This is a genomic window from Arcicella rosea (genome assembly GCF_040543805.1).
Classification (GTDB): Bacteria; Bacteroidota; Bacteroidia; order Cytophagales; family Spirosomataceae; genus Arcicella; species Arcicella rosea.
Genome location: NZ_JBEUMS010000013.1, coordinates 62,737 through 84,586 on the forward strand (window position 1 = coordinate 62,737; position 21,850 = coordinate 84,586).

A 21,850-nucleotide genomic window follows, 5' to 3' on the forward strand; every position below is an offset into this window, starting at 1 on the left:
ATTCAAACCTAAGCCTATTTTTCACTATTAACGTTCACAGAATCGTTTAACTAAACCTACATGATATTTTAAATGATGGATAGCTTCGACTAGTGGAAATAAAATGCCGATATTCGTCTCTGAAATAGCGCATAATATTAATTAGGAATGAAAAATAAATACTTTATAATTGTTTTACTTTTGATGTGTCAACAAGCTATTGGACAGCAAAAAGACTATAATTTTATTAATTTCAATACCAAAAATGGATTGGCTTCTAATACTATCAATGCCATTTTAAAGGATAAGTATGGCTTTATGTGGTTTGGTACAGAAAATGGGTTAAATAAATTTGACGGACTCAATTTTACGCTTTATCGACATCGAGAAACAGATTCTTCCACTATTGGAAGAGGAACGGTAATGGCTTTGCAAGAAGATAAAGATGGTAATTTATGGGTAGGAACGAATATTACTTTATCCTTATACAATCGAAGTTTAAATAATTTCACTAATTTCGATTTTAGTCAACTGGGTTGGATTCGGAGTTTAAGAGCAGATTACCTTGGTAATATTTGGGTTGGAACTTACACAGGCTTATATTATTTTAATCCTAAAACTAGAAAAGTAATTGCCTATAAGGTCAATCTTGCACAAAAGGATAAATTGAATTCGGATGTTATTTTATGCGTATTTGAAGATAGTAAAAAAAATATTTGGGTCGGCACAAATGGGGGTTTACATTTATTCAATAGAAAAAAAGGCAACTTTAAGCGATTCTTGCATCAAGAAGGCAACCAATTTAGTATTTCAGATAATGTAGTAAGAACGATAGCGGAAGACAAAAATGGCAATATTTGGCTTGGAACTGATGAGGGCGGACTGAATGTGATGGAACTAAGAACCCAAACATTTAAGTATTTTAAGCACGTAACCACTGATGTTTCATCGCTTAGTAGTAATAGAGTGTATAAAATTTCATTTGATACTTTAGGGAAACTCTGGATAGGTACAGAAGAAGGGTTAAATATCTTTGACCCAAGTAATGGCAAAGTGTTACGGATAGAAAACTCATCATCTAGCAAATACAGTGGAATGGGAAGTTTTATTGGGCATTCTACCAGAGAAATTTACTTAGATAAATGTGGTATTGCTTGGATTAGTACGCTTCAAAATGGTGTCAATAAATATGATAGCAATCTGGCGTTTTTCAATCATAAACAATTTAATCCTTTAGATGCCAATGGCTTGAGTGCTGGGGTAATTAATGCTTTTGAAGAAGGACCATCTGGCGAGATTTATATTGGTACTGATGGCGGTGGACTAAATGTGTTCTATAAAAAAACAGGATTGACCAAACACTTTTTATTAAATGGCACAAATGGTAAAGCTAAAACCATTTTGGCATTAGAACGTCTAGGAAATGAACTTTGGGTGGGTACTTATCTGGATGGACTTTATGTTATCAATATAGGAACAAATGCCGTCAAAAATATTAGCATTCATAAAAGTAAAACTGATTTTTCTAATATTCCAATCAACTGCTTAAAGGCTGATAAACAAGGAGATATCTGGATTGGGACTAATGGAAATGGGATTTATAAGTACAGTATAGAAGAAAATAAAATGCTTCATTTTAGTGAAGTGTTAAGCCAAAAAGGTATTCGGAATTTATCGCTAAATGGCTACATCACTGCTATTGAAGAAGATAAACAAGGAAATTTATGGTTTGGAGCAAATGGTTCTGGACTTGCAAAGTATAACCCTCAACAAAATACACTTGATATTCTTAATCATGGAAATAGTAATTTGCCAATAGACAGGGTTTTGAGTATCTACTGCGATAAATTGGGACAAATATGGGTTGGAGTATTGGGCGGTGGATTGTCATTGTATGATGCAAAAACCAAAAAATTCATTCAATATGGCGAGAATCATTTACTTTCTAACGATGTAATTTATAAGATTTTGGAAGATGAATCTGGGAAATTATGGGTGAGTACCAATAAAGGAATTAGCACATTCGATGCTAAAAAAAGAATTTTCAAAAATTATACTTATCATAATGGAATTCAACAAAGTACTTTTAATGTGGGAGCAGGCTTAAAAACAAGTTCGGGCGAAATGTATTTTGGAGGTTTAGATGGCTTTAATTTTTTTAATCCCAATGCCCTGAATCACAATAGAAATACGCCTTCGCTTGTGATGACGGACTTGAAAATTGGGAATAAAAGTGTAAACCCCGTCGATAACTCTGAAATTACTGAACCGATTGCTGTTGCTAAAAAAATAGAATTGAGTTACAAACAGAATTTCTCGTTAGATTTCGTAGCCTTAAATTATACTGCCCCACACGAAAGTCAATATACGTATATGCTAGAGGGTTTCGATAAAGAATGGAATAATGTAGGTTCTGTTACAACGGCAGTTTATACCAATATTGACCCCGGTCATTACAGATTTAGGTTGAAAGCAAAAAGTGAAGATGGTTCTTGGCATACTCCTGAAAAGGTAATTGAGATTATCGTCAATCCGCCTTTTTGGCGTACTTATTATGCTTATTTTAGTTATGTGTTGATTTTAGCCATTACTTTTTGGTCGCTCAGAAGAAGAGCCATACAAAAACTGAGAAATGAATTTGCTTTGGCACAAGAACGCCTAGAAGTAAAACATTTAATCGAAAAAGAAAGAACAGAAGCGGAACGAAAAATGGAATTGGAAAAGCTAAAAATTAAATTCCTCACCAATTTGAGTCATGAGTTAAAAACGCCCTTAACCCTTGTGCTGAATCCGATTGAAAATTTATTATTCAAAGAAGAAAATAGAGAAAAGGCAGATACGCTGAATTTAATCAATAGAAATGCCAAAAGATTACTGAATCTGGTGAATCAATTACTTGATTTCAGGAAAATTGAAGATAATGAGCTAAAGCTGAACCTGAGCGAAAATGATTTGATTTTGGTAGCCAAAGAAATTTTTGATTCATTCAAATACATTTCTGAACGAAAAAATATTCAGCTTGATTTCGAAAGTTCTATCACTGAATATTACACCGTTTTTGATAAAGATAAGGTTGAACGTATTTTGCTCAATTTACTTTCTAATGCCATTAAGTTTACGAACGAAAACGGCAATGTCTATTTTCATATCGAAGCAGATACAAAAAATGGCATAAAACTGATTATTGGCGATACTGGCATCGGCTTGCCCAATGATATGCTAGAGAAAATCTTTGATAGATTCTATCAAATCAATAATCCTGCGAATATTCTAAATCAAGGTAGTGGCATTGGGCTTTCTATCACGCAAGAATTTGTGAAACTCCACGGAGGAAATATCAAAGTGGAAAGCGAAGAAGAGATGGGAAGTGTTTTTACGGTTTATTTGCCTTTATTGGAAATGACTCGAACACAAAGTGTCAATAAAGTCATTCAGCTAGAAGAACTAACCAATACGTCTTTTACCCATGAAATAGCGAGTAAAGAAACGAACAAAATTGATAAACCTGTTTTGCTTTTGGTGGATGATAGCGAAGACCTCAGAACGTATCTGAAGGAAAGTTTAAAAGAAAGATACAAAGTTGTAGAAGCTTCTGATGGAAAGCATGGTTGGCAAAAAGCACTTGCTTCGCATCCTGCAATTATTGTAAGTGATATTAATATGCCTAATATGGATGGCATAGCATTGGTTAAAAAACTAAAAAACGATAACCGAACCAAACATATTCCTGTCATTTTGTTGACGGTACTGGCAGAAGAAATTGACCAGTTGAAAGGGCTTGAAACGGGTGCGAACGATTATCTCACCAAACCATTTAGTTTTCAGTTATTGAACATGAAAATTAATAATTTACTTAACCTGAACAGTAGCTTAAAAGATACTTATAGCAAGCAAATCAATCTTGGAACTGCTGAAATCGACATAGAAACCGAAGATGAAAAATTTTTGATGAAAATCATTCGACATATTGAAGAAAATATCAGTGAAGCCGACCTTTCAATTGAGGAACTCAGTAAAGAAATGAATATGAGCAGAGGAACACTTTATAGCCGAGTACTTCATTTAACGGGAGAAAAACCTGTAGAGTTTGTTCGCTCAATAAAACTCAAAAAAGCAGCCATGCTTTTAGAAAAAAGTGATTTGAAAATTTCGCAGATTGGCTATGAAGTCGGTTTTTCAAATCCAAATTACTTTGCCAGAGCGTTCAGAGCAAAGTATAATGTTTCGCCTTCAGAATATATTCTCTTAAAAAAAGATGCCTCAAAGAATGTATCTTTTTCTGAATAAATATTAAGAATATAAACCTGTAAGGATTTGAAATTAAGATTCTCATTATTAGACAATCATGTAAATTCTTACAGGTTTAACTAAATACTTCTAAATATTTAAATGATATAAATATACAATGCTTATACAAACCGTAGCGACTATTTGTGGCTGCGGTTTTTTGCTTTATAGTCCAAGCACATATGTCAGCGCCTCATTTTTGTAATATTAAATGCCTTAATTTAACGATTCCACGTCTTTTGAACAAATGGTACATATAATTGACGATATGTGCTATCCTGTTTTTTTACCATCCACTTACTTTACGCCATCAAAAAAGCCTTCTTGTATAAGGAGGATTAAATAATTTATTAAAACAATCATATTTGTCAGTCTTATGAAAAAACTCAACTCTCTCAATTTTCAACGGCAACATCAGAAATACTTTAATGTATTATGTGTCTTGCTATTACTTATTTCTGGCTTTACGGTAAAGGCACAAACCGTAAAAGGGACTATTAAATCGAAAACCGAGCAGGCTCTTACGGGTGTTTCTGTAAGAATAAAAGGAACAACAAGAGGAACGACGACCAACAATGAAGGAAGCTTTTCTATTACTTGTGCGCCAACAGAAACGTTAGTATTAAGCTCGGTTGGTTATAAAACACAAGAGATTTTGGTGGGCAGTAAAACAACCATCAATATTGTGTTGGATGAAGACTTATCGGCTTTAAATGAAGTAGTGGTGGTTGGTTATGGTACACAGAAAAAATCTGATTTAACAGGTGCTGTTGCCAGTGTTAATCTTGAAACAATGCGTAATGCGCCCAATACCAACATTGGTCAGTATTTACAAGGAACTGTTCCCGGTTTGAACGTTGGACTTTCAACCAGTGCAGGCGGAACTCCTCCAATTTCTATTAGAGGACAAGTAACATTGAATGGTAGCCAAAGTGTATTAATTATTCTGGATGGTATTCAGTACACAGGTTCATTATCATCTATCAATCCAGACGATATTGCTTCGATTGATGTTTTGAAAGATGCTAGTTCAACAGCGGTTTATGGTGCTCAGGCGGCAAACGGTGTAATTTTGATTACTTCAAGAAAAGGGAAGTACAATCAAAAACCTCGTATTTCATTTTCAAGTGCCTATACTTCGCAAACGCCTACCATTGGAAATTTGAAACCTTATGAGCGTGATGGTTTTATCAAACAATTAACAGAATCTTTTTATGATAAAGCCTATTTAGCACCCAACTATACAGAACCAAATCCAAATTTTAAAGTATCTGATTTTGCTGATGCTGCGATGCGTGATGGTGCTGGAAACTTATTGCCAAACAATTATAATTGGTTTCAAGAAGGAACAAACACTGGGTCAATTTTTGAGAATAATTTAAGTATTTCTGGTGGTTCAGAGCGTGTTACTTATTTGTTGTCGGGTTCTTTGGTCAATCAAAAAGGGTTTATTGTAAATGATGTTTTCAAAAGACAATCAATCCGTGCTAACATTGAAATACTGCCTTTAGACTGGTTAAAAGTGGGTTTGGTTTCATCGGGTTCTTTTGTGAATCAAGACGGACAAGAACCTTCTTTCAGTAGCCTTTTGCGCATTTCGCCATTGTTAGTTCCTTATGATGCGAATGGCAAATTGATTCCTTTTCCTACCAATACTTTAGAACCAAGTCCTTTTACTACGTATGAAGTTGATGACTATGATAGAAATAAATACCTTTTTGCTAACATTTACACAGAAATAGACTTTCCATTTCTTAAAGGATTGAAGTATCGGATGAACTTTGGGAATAATTACCGTCTTTCTCAAAGATATAATTCAAGTATTTATGGGGCTGGTCAAACGGGTTCAGCTTATAAAAACACGCAAGATTATTACGATTATACTTTCGATAATATCCTTACTTATAACAAAGCCTTTGGCGAACATGAAGTAACAGGTACATTTTTGTACGGAGCGGTAGAAAGAAAATTCAGTTCAGTAAATGCAAGAGCCGAAGGTTTTACCAGACTATCGTTAAGTTATAATAACCTATCATTGGGAACGACGAAGTTTGTAGAATCGGATGCTTGGGACGAAGCCTTGAATTACCAAATGGCAAGAGTCAATTATAAATTCAAGAACAAATATCTTTTAACAGCGACCGTTCGTCGTGATGGATTTTCTGGTTTTGCCAAAAATAACAAATATGGGGTTTTTCCTGTAGCGGCTTTAGGTTGGGTGCTTTCAGAAGAAAACTTCATGAAGAATGTAAAACCAGTTGATTTCTTGAAATTACGTGCAGGTTACGGAACTATCGGAAACCAAACTTCTCGTTATACTTCTGTTGCTAGGGTTTCTACAGGTAATACATACTCTTACGTATATGGAGATGGGGGAACTACCGCTTTTGGTCAACAAGTAACTTCTTTAGGAAACGATAACCTAAAATGGGAACGTACAACGGGTTTAAATTTAGGGCTTGATTTTACCTTGTTCAACAGTAAATTAAGTGGTTCACTTGAATATTATAATAACAAAACAAAAGACTTATTGTATAGCGTAGCGATTCCTGCCGTAACTGGATTTGGAAGTATCAGCACAAACTTAGGACAAATCAATAATACGGGTTTTGAAGCTTCGATTACGGGAAAAATAGTCGATAAAGGCGGTTTTAAATGGTCGTCAACTGTAAATTTCTCTGCTAACAATAACAAAATTGTATCACTTACGGGCGTAGATGCTAATGGAGATGGAGTAGAAGATGACCTTATTTCAAGTAATTTATTTATCGGAAAATCAATCGGAACGATTTATAACTATCAGTTAAACGGAATCTATCAACTTTCAGATGAAAGATTAGCGGGTTTCCCTGTTGGTTCAGTAAGAATTGTAGATCAAAATGGCGATAAAGATATTACTCCTTTAATGGACAGAGTATTTTTGGGTAGAGCAGAACCCGCTTATCGTGTAAGTTTATCGAATAATTTTGAATACAAAGGCTTTAATCTAAGTGTTTTAATTAACTCAATTCAAGGCGGTAAAGATGGTTATTTGAGAAACAATAATCCATCATATTTCCGAGATGACAATAGTATTAGAGTAAACTACATTCAAGGAATTGATTTTTGGTCGCCAACTAATCCTACAGGTAAATATCCAAGAAATATTTCGGGAAGTAGAGCTAAAATCGAACCGAATATGTATCAAAGCAGAAGTTTTATCAGATTACAAGACATCTCGCTTTCTTACAACTTAGGCAATTTGTTGAAATCAACGAAGGCACAATCTATCAACCTTTATATCAGTGGTAAAAACCTTTATACTTGGACCAAGTGGGAAGGTTGGGACCCAGAAGTAAATGATAATGATACCGATGGCAACCCTGTGAATGGTTTGAATAATGGAGGACGACCTGTATTAAGAGCCTTTACTGTAGGTTTAAACATAGTTTATTAATCAAGATAGAAAATGAAAAAATTAAATATATTATCATTATTAGTTCTTCTTTTATTCAGCACATCATGCGGGGATAATTTTCTGAATGAAACACCGCTTTCATTCTTAAGTACAAGCAATGCTTTTAAGTCGGCGGATGACTTTAATGCTTCAATTAACAGTCTTTACAATTCTGTAAGAGCCGAGTTTTATACAAGAAGTGACTGGCAACCAATGCACTATCTGTACAGAACAGATTTAGGCATAGAAGTAACTGTAGGAACGAATCCAAATTTATCATCAGAATTTGGCCCGTCGGGTACGCTTTCTAATAATCACTGGACGCAAATTTATAAGATTGTGGCCGATGCAAATACTATTATTAGTCGTATTCCTAGTTCGTCGATGAATGATAAAGACAAAATTGTATTTGAAGCAAAGGCAAAATTCTTCAGAGCATTCGCTTATAGAACGATGGCTTATTTGTGGGGTGGAGTGCCATTAATTACTGAAGAAGTAATTGCCGAAAAAACCAATTTTGTAAGAGCAACTAAGAAAGAAGTGTTGACATTGGTTATAGAAGATTTAAAGTTTGCAGCAGCCAACCTTCCAGCAATTGCAACGGTGAAAGACGGAGAGGTTTCAAATCTTGTAGCACAACATTTATTATCAGAAGTATATCTTGCTGATGGTCAATTTAAAAATGCGGCCGATGCAGCAACAGTCGTTATTGACGATGCAGCCACAGATTTGATGCAAAACAGATTTGGTTCTCGTGCTACAGTTACGCCCGGCGATGTGTATTGGGATTTGTTTCAAGCGAATAATCAAAATAGAAAAACAGCAGGAAACAGAGAAGGTCTTTGGGTGATTCAGTTCGAGACAGACGTTCAAGGTGGTGGTTCTATTTCAACAGCTATGGCTGGAGCTTATCAACTAGAAAGAGTACACGTGCCTCTTTATCGTGATATGCGAGTAAATGGTGTAGCGCTTTTTCAATGGCCAGTTGGAGATTATACGGGAGGTAGAGGAGTAGGTTTTTTACAGCCTTCAAGATATTTTGCGGATAGTGTTTGGAAAAGTGATTTCAATAACGACATTAGAAATGCCAATCATAATTTCGTGAGAGAAGTAGTGGCAACAAACCCAGCGAGTCCTTTTTACGGTAAAGTAGTTTCGACAAAAAATCCACCAGCAGGAGCAGGAATTACTTATCCTTCACGTGTTTTTTATCCTTATCAGTCAAAAGCAACGACGCCATTTAATCACCCAGCAGGTTTGTATGTGAATCCGGGTTCATCAGACCCAATCAAGAAATATGAGTTAAAAGCATCAGCAGGAGGGACTTATACCGACCAATACATGTTCAGATTGGCTGAAACATATTTACTGAGAGCAGAAGCTTATGTTGGTTTGGGAAATCAAGCGGCTGCAGCAACTGATATTAACGTAGTTCGTTCAAGAGCGAAGGCATCTCCAGTGTTGGCAAGCGATGTAACTTTAGATTATATTCTTGATGAAAGATTACGTGAGCTTGGTGTAGAAGAAAAACGCATGCTTACTTTGATGCGTATGGGTAAATTATACGAAAGAGTAACAAAGTATAATTCATTCTACGGAGTAAACATGAAACCAAACTTCAATCTTTGGGCAATTCCACAAGGAGAAATCGAAAGAAACAGAAGTGCCAAATTGGAACAAAATCCAGGATATTTATAATTAAGCTTCAGTATAGAAGCTAACTGCTAATCACTTAAGAAATAGTAGGGATAACACGTTTTATCTCTTCTATTTCTTTTTGAATTAATTAAAGTACAGGATTCTATTGAAGTAAATCCTCTAAAACACTAACGATTGAAATGAAACAAATCTTAAAAACAATCTTACTTTTAATTTTCTCCTTTGTTTCCAGTTTTTCTTGTAAAACATCTGAAGAAGCAAATACACCCGTAGTGGTTAAAACAAATCCTTTCAAAGTAACGATTACACCACTTACTACTTATCAAACGATTTCTGGTTTTGGAGGCGCAAACAGAATGTGGGGGACACAATCTTTAAAACCAAGTGAAGCGGTTAAAGCTTTTGGCTTGAATGACAACGAATTAGGACTTAGTATTTTCAGAGTAAGAATATCGTCTAATAAAAATGAATGGCCCATTATTATTGAAGCCGTCAAAGAAGCAAATAAGTATGGAGTAAAAGTATTGGCTTGTCCGTGGTCGCCACCTGCTGCCTTAAAGAGTAATAATAGTGATATCAGAGGATATTTATTACCCGAAAATTATAAAGCGTTCAAAGACTATATCAATGAATTTATTGCTTATATGGCTCAAAATGGAGCAAAAATTGATGTTGTATCAATTCAAAATGAACCAGACTGGAAGCCAAATTATGAATCATGCGATTATACAGCGGATGATTTTATCAATTTTTTAAAAGCACCTGGACAAATTGTTGGGGCTAAACTTGCTGCACCAGAATCCTTAAACTTTAATCAAAACTTGACAAATGCAGTACTTTCTGATGATGAAGCTGCACAAAAAATTGACATCGTAGCTGGGCATATCTACGGAGGTGGATTGGCAAAATTTCCTTTGGCAGAACAAAAGAAAAAGGAAATCTGGATGACAGAGTATTTACTGAATTTGAACACAGGAAACACTGGGGCAGCCGAGTGGAAAACCTATTCTGAAACAGCTAAATGGGCTGAATCTATCACAATGTTAACCACGATTCATAATGCGATGACTAACAACTGGAACGCCTACATTTGGTGGTATCTACAACGGTATTATTCTTTTATTGGTGATGGCGAGCAAAATACAGCCAATGGCGAAGTACTTAAGCGTGGTTATGCTTTTTCACATTTTTCAAAATTTATACGTCCGGGTTTTGTAAGAGTTGGTGTTGATGTTCCTGCTAATAATTATTTAAAAATTACAGCTTATAAAAAAGAATCACAGACTGTTGTGGTGATTATTAATCCAGAGACATTTACAGTAAAAAGTGTTCAATTGAACGGTTTGGTGCCAAGTTCAGCAATTGCCTACAGTACTACTGAAACAACCTCATTAACCAAGAAAAATCTGACAATTACTGATAAAACGGTAGAAATGGATATTCCAGCAAGTAGTGCCACTACGATCGTGTTTAATAATTAATACTTAATTTGTTGATTTTTATAGTTATTAAGTTATAAAAAATCATACTTTAGTGCTAAATAATAATTGAATGCAGACTAATTTATTAATGAAATACTTTTACAAAACCATTTTTTTTGTTTTTCTAATAGCAATCACCGCTGGTAATATTAGCGGACAGCGGACAAAAATTAAACTCAACGAAGGTTGGCGGTTTATGCGATACAAAGCAAATGCCGACAAACTTATTTATGACGTTCGTCCTGAAATAAAAGAAGTAAATGATAGTAAAGTAGCTGACGCTAAACCTGATGAAGCTGTAAAAATTGAAGCAAAAGAACAAGTACTGAAAGCGTGGATTCTTCCCACAGCCAACGATTTTATCAAAGACCCTTCTCAAAAACACGTTCCCCCTGCTGGAAATCCAGTGGCAGATTTTCCTTTTATAAAAAGTGATTTTACTGATAATACTTGGGAAAGAATAAGCTTACCGCACGATTGGGCGATTAATCAAGCATTTTACGAAGGGGATAAACCAGAAGTAGGCGGTGGTATGGGAAGATTGCCTAGCCAAGGCGTAGCTTGGTACCGTAAAAAACTGAATATTTCAGCGACAGACAAAACGAAAATTATTTATTTAGATATCGACGGTGCAATGTCCTACAGCATGGTTTGGTTGAATGGACATTTAATTGGCGGTTGGCCTTATGGCTATAATTCTTACAGATTAGATTTAACGCCATACTTGGAAGTTGGGAACGATAATCAATTGGCTATTAGAATTGATAATCCAAATCACTCAGCAAGATGGTATCCGGGCGGTGGCATTTATCGCAATGTTTGGTTAAGTAAAGTAGCTCCAGTGCATGTAGCTCAGTGGGGAACATTTATCACTACCCCAGAAATTTCGGCGACAGAAGCTACGATTAATTTGTCATTGCAAATCACCAATAAAGCCAATACTTCACAAAAAGTTGAAGTAAAAACTGAAATCTATGTTTTAGATAAATCTTTAAAACTAATTGGAAAGGCTGTAGCCAGTTTTCCAACAGAAAGTATCAGTATCAAAGCAGGAGAAAACTATGAACAAGGGAAGACATTAAAACTTAAAAATCCAAAACTTTGGGGAGCTTATACAACCCAACAGCCAAATCTTTATCTCGCTCGTACTCGTCTTTTTAGTAATGGAAAAGTAATTGACCAATACGATACGCAATTCGGTATTCGTAAAATTGAGTTTCATCCAACCAAAGGATTATTGGTCAATGGTGAAAAAATAAAAATACAAGGAGTAAATCAACATCACGATTTGGGTGCTTTAGGAGCCGCTTTTAATGTTAGAGCAGCCGAACGCCAACTTGAAATGCTTCGAGAACTGGGCTGTAATGCTATCCGTATGGCACACAATCCGCCTGCTCCTGAATTACTTGATTTAACGGATAAAATGGGCTTTTTAGTCATAGATGAAATATTTGATAGTTGGGAACGGAAGAAAACACCGCACGATTTTCATTTGATTTTTCCAGATTGGCACGAGCCTGATACTCGCTCTTTTATTCGTCGTGACCGCAATCATCCATCTATTATTGCTTGGAGTTTTGGCAATGAAGTAGGCGAACAATATACCGATGTAGAAGGAGCTAAAATTGCTAAAAAATTACACGATATTGTTCATGAAGAAGACCCTACTCGTCCAGCTTCTGCTTCACAAAATTTTGCCAAACCAGATATGCCATTTTCTAAAGAAATGGATTTTATGAGTTTGAATTATCAAGGCGAAGGCATCCGAGACGCACCCGCTTATTTACATTTAAAAGGAGGCATCAGAACATCTCCATTGTATCCAGCTTTTCAAAAAGCGTTTCCTGATAAAATGATTGTCAGTAGCGAAACAGCATCGGCATTAAGTACTCGTGGATCTTATGTTTTTCCTGTCGCAACAGAAAACTCTGCTCCCGTGAGCGATGGCGTAGGAGGAAATCCTGTTACCAAAGAAGTAAGTGCTTATGAACTTTACACAGCTCAATTTGGAGCATCGCCCGATAAAGTTTTTGCTACACAAGACCGACATCCTTATGTAGCAGGCGAATTTGTGTGGACTGGTTGGGATTATATTGGAGAGCCAACGCCTTATTATTCCGCTCGTAGTTCATATTCTGGTATGATTGATTTAGCGGGTTTCAAAAAAGATAGATACTATTTATATCAGGCTCGTTGGCGACCAGAATTGCCCATCGCTCACATTTTACCGCATTGGAATTGGGCTAATCGTGTTGGAGAAATTACGCCAGTGCATGTATTTACTTCGGGTGATGAAGTAGAATTATTTTTAAATGGACAATCGCAAGGAAGAAAAAAGAAAGCTGCATTTGAATATCGTCTTCGTTGGGATGAAGTAAAATACCAAGCGGGAGTATTAAAAGTAATTGCTTATAAAAATGATAAAATTTGGGCTGAGGAAGTTGTAAAAACAACCGAAAAAGCGTCAAAAATACAAGCTTCGGCAGACCGTTCTATCATCAAAGCAGATGGTGAAGACCTTGCTTTTATCACGGTAAAAATTACTGATAAAAATGGTTTGACAGTGCCAGATGCTAATCATAAAGTATATTTCAGTATAGAAGGTATGGGCGAAATTGTAGCAACGGATAATGGAAATCCTGCTGATTTGGTTTCCTTTTCATCGCACGAACGTCAGGCATTTAATGGCTTGGCTTTGGTAATTATTCGAGCAAAAAAAGGGAAAGTTGGCAAAATGAAATTACATATCAAAGCCGATGGCTTAGAGGCAACAAGTATTGAGTTATCAAGTAAAATACAATAATACTCATAGAATTATCTGTTCTCTGAACAAATGGAATAGAGATTTAGTGTTCTGTGACATTCAATTTTTACCATTTCTATTTACTTTACGCCTCCAAAAAAATCCACACTTGAAATGTAATCAAAAGTTTTAGTCTTTCAATCAGGAATACCTATCGTGTATCCTAATTGAAAGATTAATATTGTCTGAATATGTTCAAAAACATAGCTCAAAAAATAAATAATGATGAAGCACATTTTTAAAGTACTCTTATTACTATTGCCACTATCTGGTTTTTGCATAAATCCCAATCATTACATTGTATTTCAATCAAAAGAAAAAGCTTTTTGTCTTGCTTCAAAAAGTAAAATAGCTCCCATTTTGATTTCAAAAGAAGATGACCAAGCCGTCATTCGTGCTACGAATGATTTGCAAATGGACGTTGAACGAGTAACAGGCAGAAAAAATAATATTATCAAGGAACTTAGCAAGCACAATGAAATTATTATTGTGGGTACTTTAGGAAAAAATCAATGGATTGACGCATTGGTGGCTCAAAAGAAAATAGATGTAAAAAGCCTTCAAGGAAAATGGGAAACATTTGTGATTCAAACGATTGAAAATCCTTTTCCTCATGTCAAAAAAGCATTGGTGATTGTTGGTTCAGATAGGCGAGGAGCAATTTATGGCATTTATGATTTATCTAAACAAATAGGTGTTTCGCCTTGGTATTTTTGGGCTGATGTCCCTGTGCCAAAACACGATGAAATTTATGTTTTGAATGGTCGCTATTCAGAAGGAAGTCCAAAAGTGAAATATCGTGGCATTTTTATCAATGATGAAGCGCCTGCTTTATCAAGTTGGAGTAAAGAAAAATTTGGTGGTTTTAACCACAAATTTTATGGGAAAGTATTTGAATTATTACTTCGTTTAAAAGCAAACTACATTTGGCCAGCCATGTGGGGAAGTGCTTTTTATGCCGACGATGCAGAGAATATCAAAACAGCCGATGAGTATGGCATTGTGATTGGAACGTCGCATCATGAACCTTTGATGCGTGCCCATGATGAATGGCGAAGAGAAAAAGGTGGCGTATGGAATTATGAGAGTAATCCGACAAAACTACAGGCATTTTGGCGAGAAGGCATGAAGCGAGCCACCAATGAAAAAATTGTAAGCGTTGGTATGAGAGGTGATGGCGACGAACCAATGTCAAGAGAAACGGCAACGGCTTTATTAGAAAAAATCGTAAAAGACCAACGTGATATTATTAGCGAAGTAACGGGCAAACCAGCTAGCGAAACCCCACAATTATGGGCATTGTACAAAGAAGTTCAAGATTATTACGATAAAGGAATGACTGTACCTGACGATGTAACGCTTCTACTTTGTGATGACAACTGGGGAAATCTTCGTAAACTTCCTAAGCCCGATGCCAAACCACGCAAAGGCGGTTATGGAATTTATTATCATTTTGATTATGTAGGCGGTCCACGTAATTACAAATGGTTGAATACGAATCCGCTTCCCCGAATTTGGGAACAAATGCACTTGGCTTGGGAACACCATGTGAAAGATATTTGGATTGTAAATGTGGGCGATATTAAACCGATGGAATTTCCAATTTCTTTCTTTTTAGACTATGCTTGGAATCCTGAAAAGATTCAAGCTAATGATTTACAACAGTATAGCGAACAATGGGCAAGCAAGCAATTTGGCGATAAATATGCCAAAGAAATAGCCTTTTTGCTGAATCAATACAGTAAATACAATGGAAGACGGAAGCCTGAATTATTAGATGCAAATACTTACAACCTGAAAACTGGCGAATGGAAAACCGTAGTGACAGACTATAATAATTTGCTGCAAAAAGCCGAGAGCATCAAAAAATATTTATCTCCAGTCTATCAAGATGCCTATTTTCAACTGGTTTTACATCCCATTAAAGCCTGTGCAAATCTCAATGAAATGTATTACAATGTGGCTTTGAACAAGGAAGCTTTTGAGAACAAATGGAAAGAAACCAATACTTATGCCGATAAAGTAAAACAGTTTTTTGCTAAGGATTCTGTCATTACAAGCGAGTATCATCAATTGAATAATGGCAAATGGAATCATCTGATGAGCCAAACGCATATTGGTTATACTTATTGGCAACAGCCCGAAAAACAGAAGATGCCAGCAGTAAAGTATCTTAGCGATGAGGCTGTTATTGAGAAAAAAGAAATAGCAATTCAGCCAGTAAAAAGAGCCGAGAATCCAAACAATACAAAAGGAAATGTCTTTTATCAAGACGAACAAAATGGGGTTGTCATTGAGGCAAACCATTTTACTAAAGCGATTAACACTAATGGTATAGCATGGAAAATCTTGCCCGACCACGGTAGAACTGGTTCGGCGATTACTACTTTTCCTGTTACCGCTAAAGAGCAAAAACCCGAAGGAAACGCTTCGCATCTGGAATATGAAATTTATACTTTTAGTGAAGGTGATGTTACGATTCAAGCTTACTTTTCACCAAGTTTGAATTTCTACGGAACAGAAAATGGTTTGCAATATGCTATTTCTGTAGATGATGGAGAGCCTCAAATCATCAGTTTGAACAAAGAAGATAAAACAAGTGATAAAGGTATTTGGAACAAATGGGCTTCCGAAAATATCATTATCAAAACAAGTAAACACTCACTTGTTGGAAAAGGCAAACATACTGTAAAATATTGGATGGTAACTACTGGCGTTGTTTTACAGAAATTAGTCTTGGATTTTGGAATGACAGAACAAAACTACCTTGGTTCAGTAGAGACACTTAATATCAGTAAATAAAGTCCAATTTGATAAAGAAATTAAAACTATGGAGTACAAAAACAAGATGAAAAAATTACTATTTAGTTGCTTATTCTTTACGATAAGTATCATTACACAAGCACAATTACGTTTGCCAAAACTTATCAGTGATGGAATGGTACTTCAACGTAATACAAATCTTAAAATATGGGGATGGGCGAAGCCGAAGGAAAAAATCACATTGAAATTTAAGGGTAAAAGTTATAAAACGATTACAGATGTAAAAGGCGATTGGCAAGTAAATTTACCAGCAATGGAAGCGGGTGGACCTTTTACGATGGAAATTTTGGGCAATACTCGTGTTGAAGTAAAAGATATTTTGATTGGTGAAGTATGGTTTTGTAGCGGACAAAGTAATATGGTTCATCAGTTGAATATTCACGATGTTACTTATGCTAAAGAAATTGCGGAAGCTAATAATCCTCAAATCAGACAATTTTGGATTCCTACGCTTACCAATTTGCAGTCGCCACAAAATGATTTTCCGAATGGACAATGGAAATCGGCGGTGGGTGAAGATGTGCGTCCATTTTCGGCGGTAGCTTATTTTTTTGCCAAAAAAATACATGAAAAATATCAAGTTCCCGTCGGGATTATTAACGCAAGTGTGGGCGGTACACCCATCGAAGCATGGATAAGCGAGCAAGGTTTTAAGGATTTTGCCATGCAAAAAGCCATTATCGAAAAAAATAAAGATACATCTTATGTGAATAGTTTGAACCGAAAAGCGATTCCCAATAATACTCCACAAGCAATTGACGAAGGATTAAAAAATACAAAATGGTTTGAGACAGCTTACACACCGAAAAACTGGCGAAATATTAATATTCCGGGATATTGGGAAGACCAAGGAATAAAAGACCTCAATGGCGTAGTTTGGTACAGAAAGGAAATCGAGATTCCTGCTACGATGGTTGGTAAATCAGTAAAAGTGTTTTTAGGTAGAATTGTAGATGCCGACGAACTGTATATCAATGGCAAAAAGATTGGCAATACCACCTATTTATATCCGCAAAGGCGATATAAAGTGCCTGCCGATGTCTTGAAAGCAGGGAAAAACATCTTTGTGGTAAGAGTAACAAATAACGCTGGCAAAGGAGGTTTTGTACCTGATAAACCTTATTGTATTTTTTCAGAAACGGATAGTGTTGACCTGAAAGGCACTTGGCAATATAAAGTTGGTCTTGTTTTTAAGCCAAGTATTATGATCGGAAACATGGGAATCAGTGCACAAAATCAGCCGACGGCTTTGTTTAATGCGATGGTTTCCCCTGTTATTAATTTTGCGGTTAAAGGTTTTTGTTGGTATCAAGGCGAAAGTAATACTGGGCGTCCTCATGAATATGCAAAATTGTTACCTGCTTTGATAAACGACTGGCGAAATCAATGGAAACAAGATTTATTGCCTTTTTTGTATATTCAATTGCCTGGTTTTATGGATTATAACTATTTGCCTTCCGAAAGTAATATGGCAATTGTTAGAGAAGCACAGTTGAATACTTTGTCTGTTCCCAACACTGAAATGACCGTTGCGATTGACTTAGGAGAATGGAACGATATTCATCCAGATAATAAAAAAGACGTTGGCGAACGCCTTTCATTGTCAGCGATGAAGCTTGCTTATCAAGAAAATATTACTTCATCTGGTCCAATTTTTCAATCTTCAAACATTGAAGAAAATAAAATTACACTTCTTTTTTCCAATATTGGTTCAGGCTTGGTCAGTCATGATGGCGAAGTATTAAGTGATTTTGCCATCGCTGGCGAAGATAAAAAATTCGTTTGGGCTAAAGCTACAATAGCAGGCGATAAAGTAATTGTTTGGAGCGATGAAGTAACAAAACCACTTTATGTAAGATACGCTTGGGCTGATAACCCTGTCAATCCAAACCTTTATAATAAAGAAGGATTACCAGCTTCACCGTTTAGAACGGATAAGTAATCATTGATATTAAACTAAAAAACTATGTCTTTCATGAAAAAATACTTCGTCATCATTATAAGCTCTTTGAGTTTTAGCCATTGGACTTTGGCACAGCAATCTGTGGTTGTTGATAGTAACAAATACCCACCACTCACCACATTTACGGCGCAACAAGATCAAGCCAATATGATGCAACAGTTGGGGATTAAAAAACTAAGGTCTGGACCAAGTGGCAATGAAGCTGACCCAAACCATGCAAATTATGATGAAAATCTGGCGAATCCTTGTCCAGAATTGCCTGATGCGCTGATAACTAAAAATGGCAAAAAAGTAACTACTCCTGAACAATGGTGGAATTTACGTCGCCCCGAAATCATTGCAGATTTTGAAAAAGAAATGTATGGGAAAGTCCCCACAAATGCACCTAAAGTAACTTGGACGATAAAAGTAACTGACAATGAATTAGTTGGACGTATTCCTGTGGTTGCGAAGCAAATCATCGGTCATGTAGATAATAGCGAGTATCCGTTGATAAACGTCAACATCAATATGGTATTGGTTTTGCCAGCTAATGTAAAAGGACCTGTTCCAGTACTGATGATGTTCGGATTTCCCGCTTTGCCATCGCCTGCACAGCCCAATCCTGCTGATATGGAAAAAATCAATATCGCATTTAAGGAAATGATGATAAAGAGTAATCCTGAAATGAAAGAGATTTTTGAGCGTTATCCCGCTTATGCACCCATTACAAGATTGCCAAGTGCAGGTTTTTTTGCACCACCCGTTACGGGCGATTCAGCCCCAACGGAACAATTACTCGCTGCGGGTTGGGGTTATTGTACTTTAGAAGCCAATAGCATTCAAGCAGATAATGGAGCGGGTTTGACAAGAGGAGTAATTGGTTTAGTAAACAAAGGTCAGGCTAGAAAACCTGAAGATTGGGGAGCATTAAGAGCATGGGCTTGGGGCGCATCGAAAGCATTAGATTATTTGGCAACTGAGCCATTGGTCAATACCAAACAAGTAGGCATTGAAGGTGTTTCAAGATACGGAAAAGCTGCTTTGGTAACAATGGCTTTTGACCAACGTTTTGCTTTTGGATTGATTGGTTCTTCTGGGAAAGGTGGAACAACCTTGCAACGACGAGTTTTTGGCGAAGCCGTTGAAAGCCTTGCCAGTAGTGGTGAATTTCATTGGATGGCAGGAAATTATCTAAAATATGCTGCCGCAGAATCGTCTTTTGGAAGTAAAACGGGTTGCGACCTTCCCATAGATTCGCATGAATTATTGGCACTTTGTGCACCCCGTCCTACATTTATTAGTTATGGAATTCCAGAAAAAGGCGATGCCAAATGGCTTGACCAAGTGGGCAGTTATAAAGCCACTATTGCCGCAGGAACAGTATTTAAGTTATTAGGTGCTAAAGATTTGGGTCTAAGTAACGACTATCATAATGAAAAAATGCCACCAGTACTTGCTGGATTACTTGATGGCGAATTAGCTTGGCGACAACATAATGGAGGACATACAGATGCGCCAAATTTTCAGTTTTTCATTCCTTGGGCAAGTAAGCTACTCAAATATGAACGAGTGGCTAAATAATCAATTTAAAATGAGCGAATAATCACGACGCCAGCGATAATTAAAAGCATACCGATGATCCGGAAAATATTAACACCATGTTGAACTTGTACCAAAATATTAAAATGGTCGAGTAAAAGAGAAATAAATAATTGACCTGCTACCACAAGTCCAAAAGTAAGCGCAGGTCCTAAACGTGGAAATGCCAATACAATGGTAGTTACATAAAATGCGCCTAACACACCCGCAAGCCAAGTATGTGCTGGAACGTTACGTAATTCTGAAATGCTAAAACCTTGTTTCGTAACACCAGCATATATTAACATGGCTAGCGTACCAACAGCAAATGAAATAAGTGATGCCCAAACGGGACTATCAATTGCTTTGCCCATTTTAGTATTGAGTCCTGCTTGAATTGGGAGTAATGAGCCTGCTAATACTACCAAGAAAATCCATATAAATTTAGACATGATATTGTTTGTTTAAAGATGAATACTCTTAATGCTAAAACTTTAATTGTGTGGTGAAAGCAGTGAAAAAAATATCTTTTCCAGCACTTACTTCTTTCAGGTATGCGCCTGATTTAAACCAAGTTCCTTCTATTTTAAAAAATACAAAAGGGTTTAATTGATAATTCAAATTTGTGGATAATTGCTTGCCAATAAATTGCTCATTGCTATTTTTTCCTGAATAAATCAGCGACATATTTGGGGCATAAATGCCATCTTTTCGGCTGAGTCGCCAAAAAATATCATAGTCGATACCAAATGCTAATTGTTTATTCAATTCTAAATCAATAGATGGGTGAATATCGAATAAATTGGCTGGTCCAATCAAAGCAGCTAAACCAAAATATGCTCCTTTAGGATAAAGCGGATTAAAGGTTTGTAAACGATTATCGCCCAAATTATTATCACCCGAAATCGCTTCTGTTTTTAAACCAATAGTAGGTTTTAAAATCGTTTTACTAAATTGATAAGTAGTGTTTGATGACAAAGTCCAAGCTGAAATGTTTTGCTGTGCAAATGTCCCGAACTGGAAAACTCCTTCAAAATCATACTGCCAATCACCTTTATTTTTCCAGATTCTTGTGCCTATCGAATGCCTGATTTCTTCTCCTTTTCCAGCATCGTAAGTAGCTTGTTTTTTGTGAATACCCAAATAATATAAGTCGATATTATTCAATAAAGGAGCATGATTAATGACCGAATAAAAGCCCCAAAATTGAGTATTCTTATTAAAAGTGTCGTCAAAAATGCCTGTTTTGTTGGCAATGGGATGCGTATAAAAGACATCTGATTTAAGATTTTTTTGTTGAAAAATAAACTTCAAACCATCAAAAGCCATGCGGTTGTTCGGTGCTTCTCGTACTGCAATCAATCTTTGCGAACCATACATTAATTCTTGACGACCTACTCTCAATAAAACTGATTTCCCTTTTTGTTGATATAAAAAACCATCTACAAAAGCTTGATGAATTTCTAAAGGATTCTTTTCTACTGGATTCGGATTGATTCTACTATTGGCAAGGCTACTTTGTAATTGAAAAAAGGCTCTGAAAGTCGGGTTAATATGATAATCGATATGCGCTAAATAACGAGTTAAAACATAACCGTCGTTGTCGGCAGGAGTATCGCCCCAATCTTCGTTTTTAATGGCGAAGTATTGAAATCTTACTTCGCCACCAACTGAAATATAACTTTTGTTTGAATTTTTTATTGAACTATATTTCAAATGATTATACCAGTTATTACCTGTATCTTTTTTAAACGAAGTCCAATTTTCATCATATCTCAACATTTTGAAAACTGGATTTTGAGCAAATGCTAAAGTATTCCAACTTAAAATACCCAATAGCCACAGCAGCTTTTTCATAC

At 36.1% G+C, this 21,850-nt stretch carries 10 protein-coding genes; 8 read left to right on the top strand and 2 right to left on the bottom strand.

What is annotated here, in order from left to right; genetic code table 11:
• Nucleotides 1-147 precede the first annotated feature (147 nt).
• The 8 genes from ABID42_RS16570 (at nt 148) to ABID42_RS16605 (ending at nt 19,994) form a co-directional block, all read left to right on the top strand.
• Nucleotides 148-4,266, top strand: a complete 4,119-nt coding sequence (locus tag ABID42_RS16570) for a hybrid sensor histidine kinase/response regulator transcription factor (RefSeq protein ID WP_367284619.1) — start codon at nt 148-150, stop codon at nt 4,264-4,266.
• A 442-nt stretch (nt 4,267-4,708) separates the two neighbouring features.
• A complete protein-coding gene (locus tag ABID42_RS16575; RefSeq protein ID WP_367284620.1) occupies nt 4,709-7,702 on the top strand; it encodes a SusC/RagA family TonB-linked outer membrane protein in 2,994 nt (997 codons plus the stop codon).
• A 12-nt stretch (nt 7,703-7,714) separates the two neighbouring features.
• Nucleotides 7,715-9,400 (top strand): RagB/SusD family nutrient uptake outer membrane protein, encoded by a 1,686-nt coding sequence (locus tag ABID42_RS16580; RefSeq protein ID WP_367284621.1) that lies wholly within the window; start codon nt 7,715-7,717, stop codon nt 9,398-9,400.
• Between the two features lie 140 nt (nt 9,401-9,540).
• Nucleotides 9,541-10,842, top strand: coding sequence for a glycoside hydrolase (locus tag ABID42_RS16585; protein ID WP_367284622.1), 1,302 nt, complete (start codon nt 9,541-9,543; stop codon nt 10,840-10,842).
• A gap of 70 nt (nt 10,843-10,912) precedes the next feature.
• A complete protein-coding gene (gene galB, locus ABID42_RS16590) occupies nt 10,913-13,645 on the top strand; it encodes a beta-galactosidase GalB (RefSeq protein WP_367284623.1) in 2,733 nt (910 codons plus the stop codon).
• A 225-nt stretch (nt 13,646-13,870) separates the two neighbouring features.
• The gene (locus tag ABID42_RS16595) at nt 13,871-16,447 is read left to right on the top strand and encodes a glycosyl hydrolase 115 family protein (protein WP_435521482.1); all 2,577 of its coding nucleotides are present in this window, start codon (nt 13,871-13,873) and stop codon (nt 16,445-16,447) included.
• Between the two features lie 46 nt (nt 16,448-16,493).
• The gene (locus ABID42_RS16600) at nt 16,494-18,410 is read left to right on the top strand and encodes a sialate O-acetylesterase (protein ID WP_367284625.1); all 1,917 of its coding nucleotides are present in this window, start codon (nt 16,494-16,496) and stop codon (nt 18,408-18,410) included.
• A gap of 33 nt (nt 18,411-18,443) precedes the next feature.
• The gene (locus ABID42_RS16605) at nt 18,444-19,994 is read left to right on the top strand and encodes a glucuronyl esterase domain-containing protein (protein ID WP_367284626.1); all 1,551 of its coding nucleotides are present in this window, start codon (nt 18,444-18,446) and stop codon (nt 19,992-19,994) included.
• 5 nt (nt 19,995-19,999) lie between these two features.
• Here the strand turns inward: ABID42_RS16605 and ABID42_RS16610 are convergent, their stop codons facing one another.
• Together ABID42_RS16610 and ABID42_RS16615 are read right to left on the bottom strand one after the other, a co-directional pair.
• Nucleotides 20,000-20,443: a DMT family transporter gene (locus ABID42_RS16610; protein WP_367284627.1), complete on the bottom strand. Its 444-nt coding sequence runs from the start codon at nt 20,441-20,443 to the stop codon at nt 20,000-20,002.
• A gap of 34 nt (nt 20,444-20,477) precedes the next feature.
• Nucleotides 20,478-21,848 (bottom strand): alginate export family protein, encoded by a 1,371-nt coding sequence (locus ABID42_RS16615; protein WP_367284628.1) that lies wholly within the window; start codon nt 21,846-21,848, stop codon nt 20,478-20,480.
• Between the last annotated feature and the right edge of the window lie 2 nt (nt 21,849-21,850).

Bases quoted from the DNA above. Each gene is read 5' to 3' on its own strand.
- ABID42_RS16570 (WP_367284619.1), top strand. From the start codon at position 148: ATGAAAAATAAATACTTTATAATTGTTTTACTTTTGATGTGTCAACAA.
- ABID42_RS16580 (WP_367284621.1), top strand. From the start codon at position 7,715: ATGAAAAAATTAAATATATTATCATTATTAGTTCTTCTTTTATTCAGC.
- ABID42_RS16585 (WP_367284622.1), top strand. From the start codon at position 9,541: ATGAAACAAATCTTAAAAACAATCTTACTTTTAATTTTCTCCTTTGTT.
- galB (WP_367284623.1), top strand. From the start codon at position 10,913: ATGCAGACTAATTTATTAATGAAATACTTTTACAAAACCATTTTTTTT.
- ABID42_RS16595 (WP_435521482.1), top strand. From the start codon at position 13,871: ATGAAGCACATTTTTAAAGTACTCTTATTACTATTGCCACTATCTGGT.
- ABID42_RS16600 (WP_367284625.1), top strand. From the start codon at position 16,494: ATGAAAAAATTACTATTTAGTTGCTTATTCTTTACGATAAGTATCATT.
- ABID42_RS16605 (WP_367284626.1), top strand. From the start codon at position 18,444: ATGAAAAAATACTTCGTCATCATTATAAGCTCTTTGAGTTTTAGCCAT.
- ABID42_RS16610 (WP_367284627.1), bottom strand. From the start codon at position 20,443: ATGTCTAAATTTATATGGATTTTCTTGGTAGTATTAGCAGGCTCATTA.
- ABID42_RS16615 (WP_367284628.1), bottom strand. From the start codon at position 21,848: ATGAAAAAGCTGCTGTGGCTATTGGGTATTTTAAGTTGGAATACTTTA.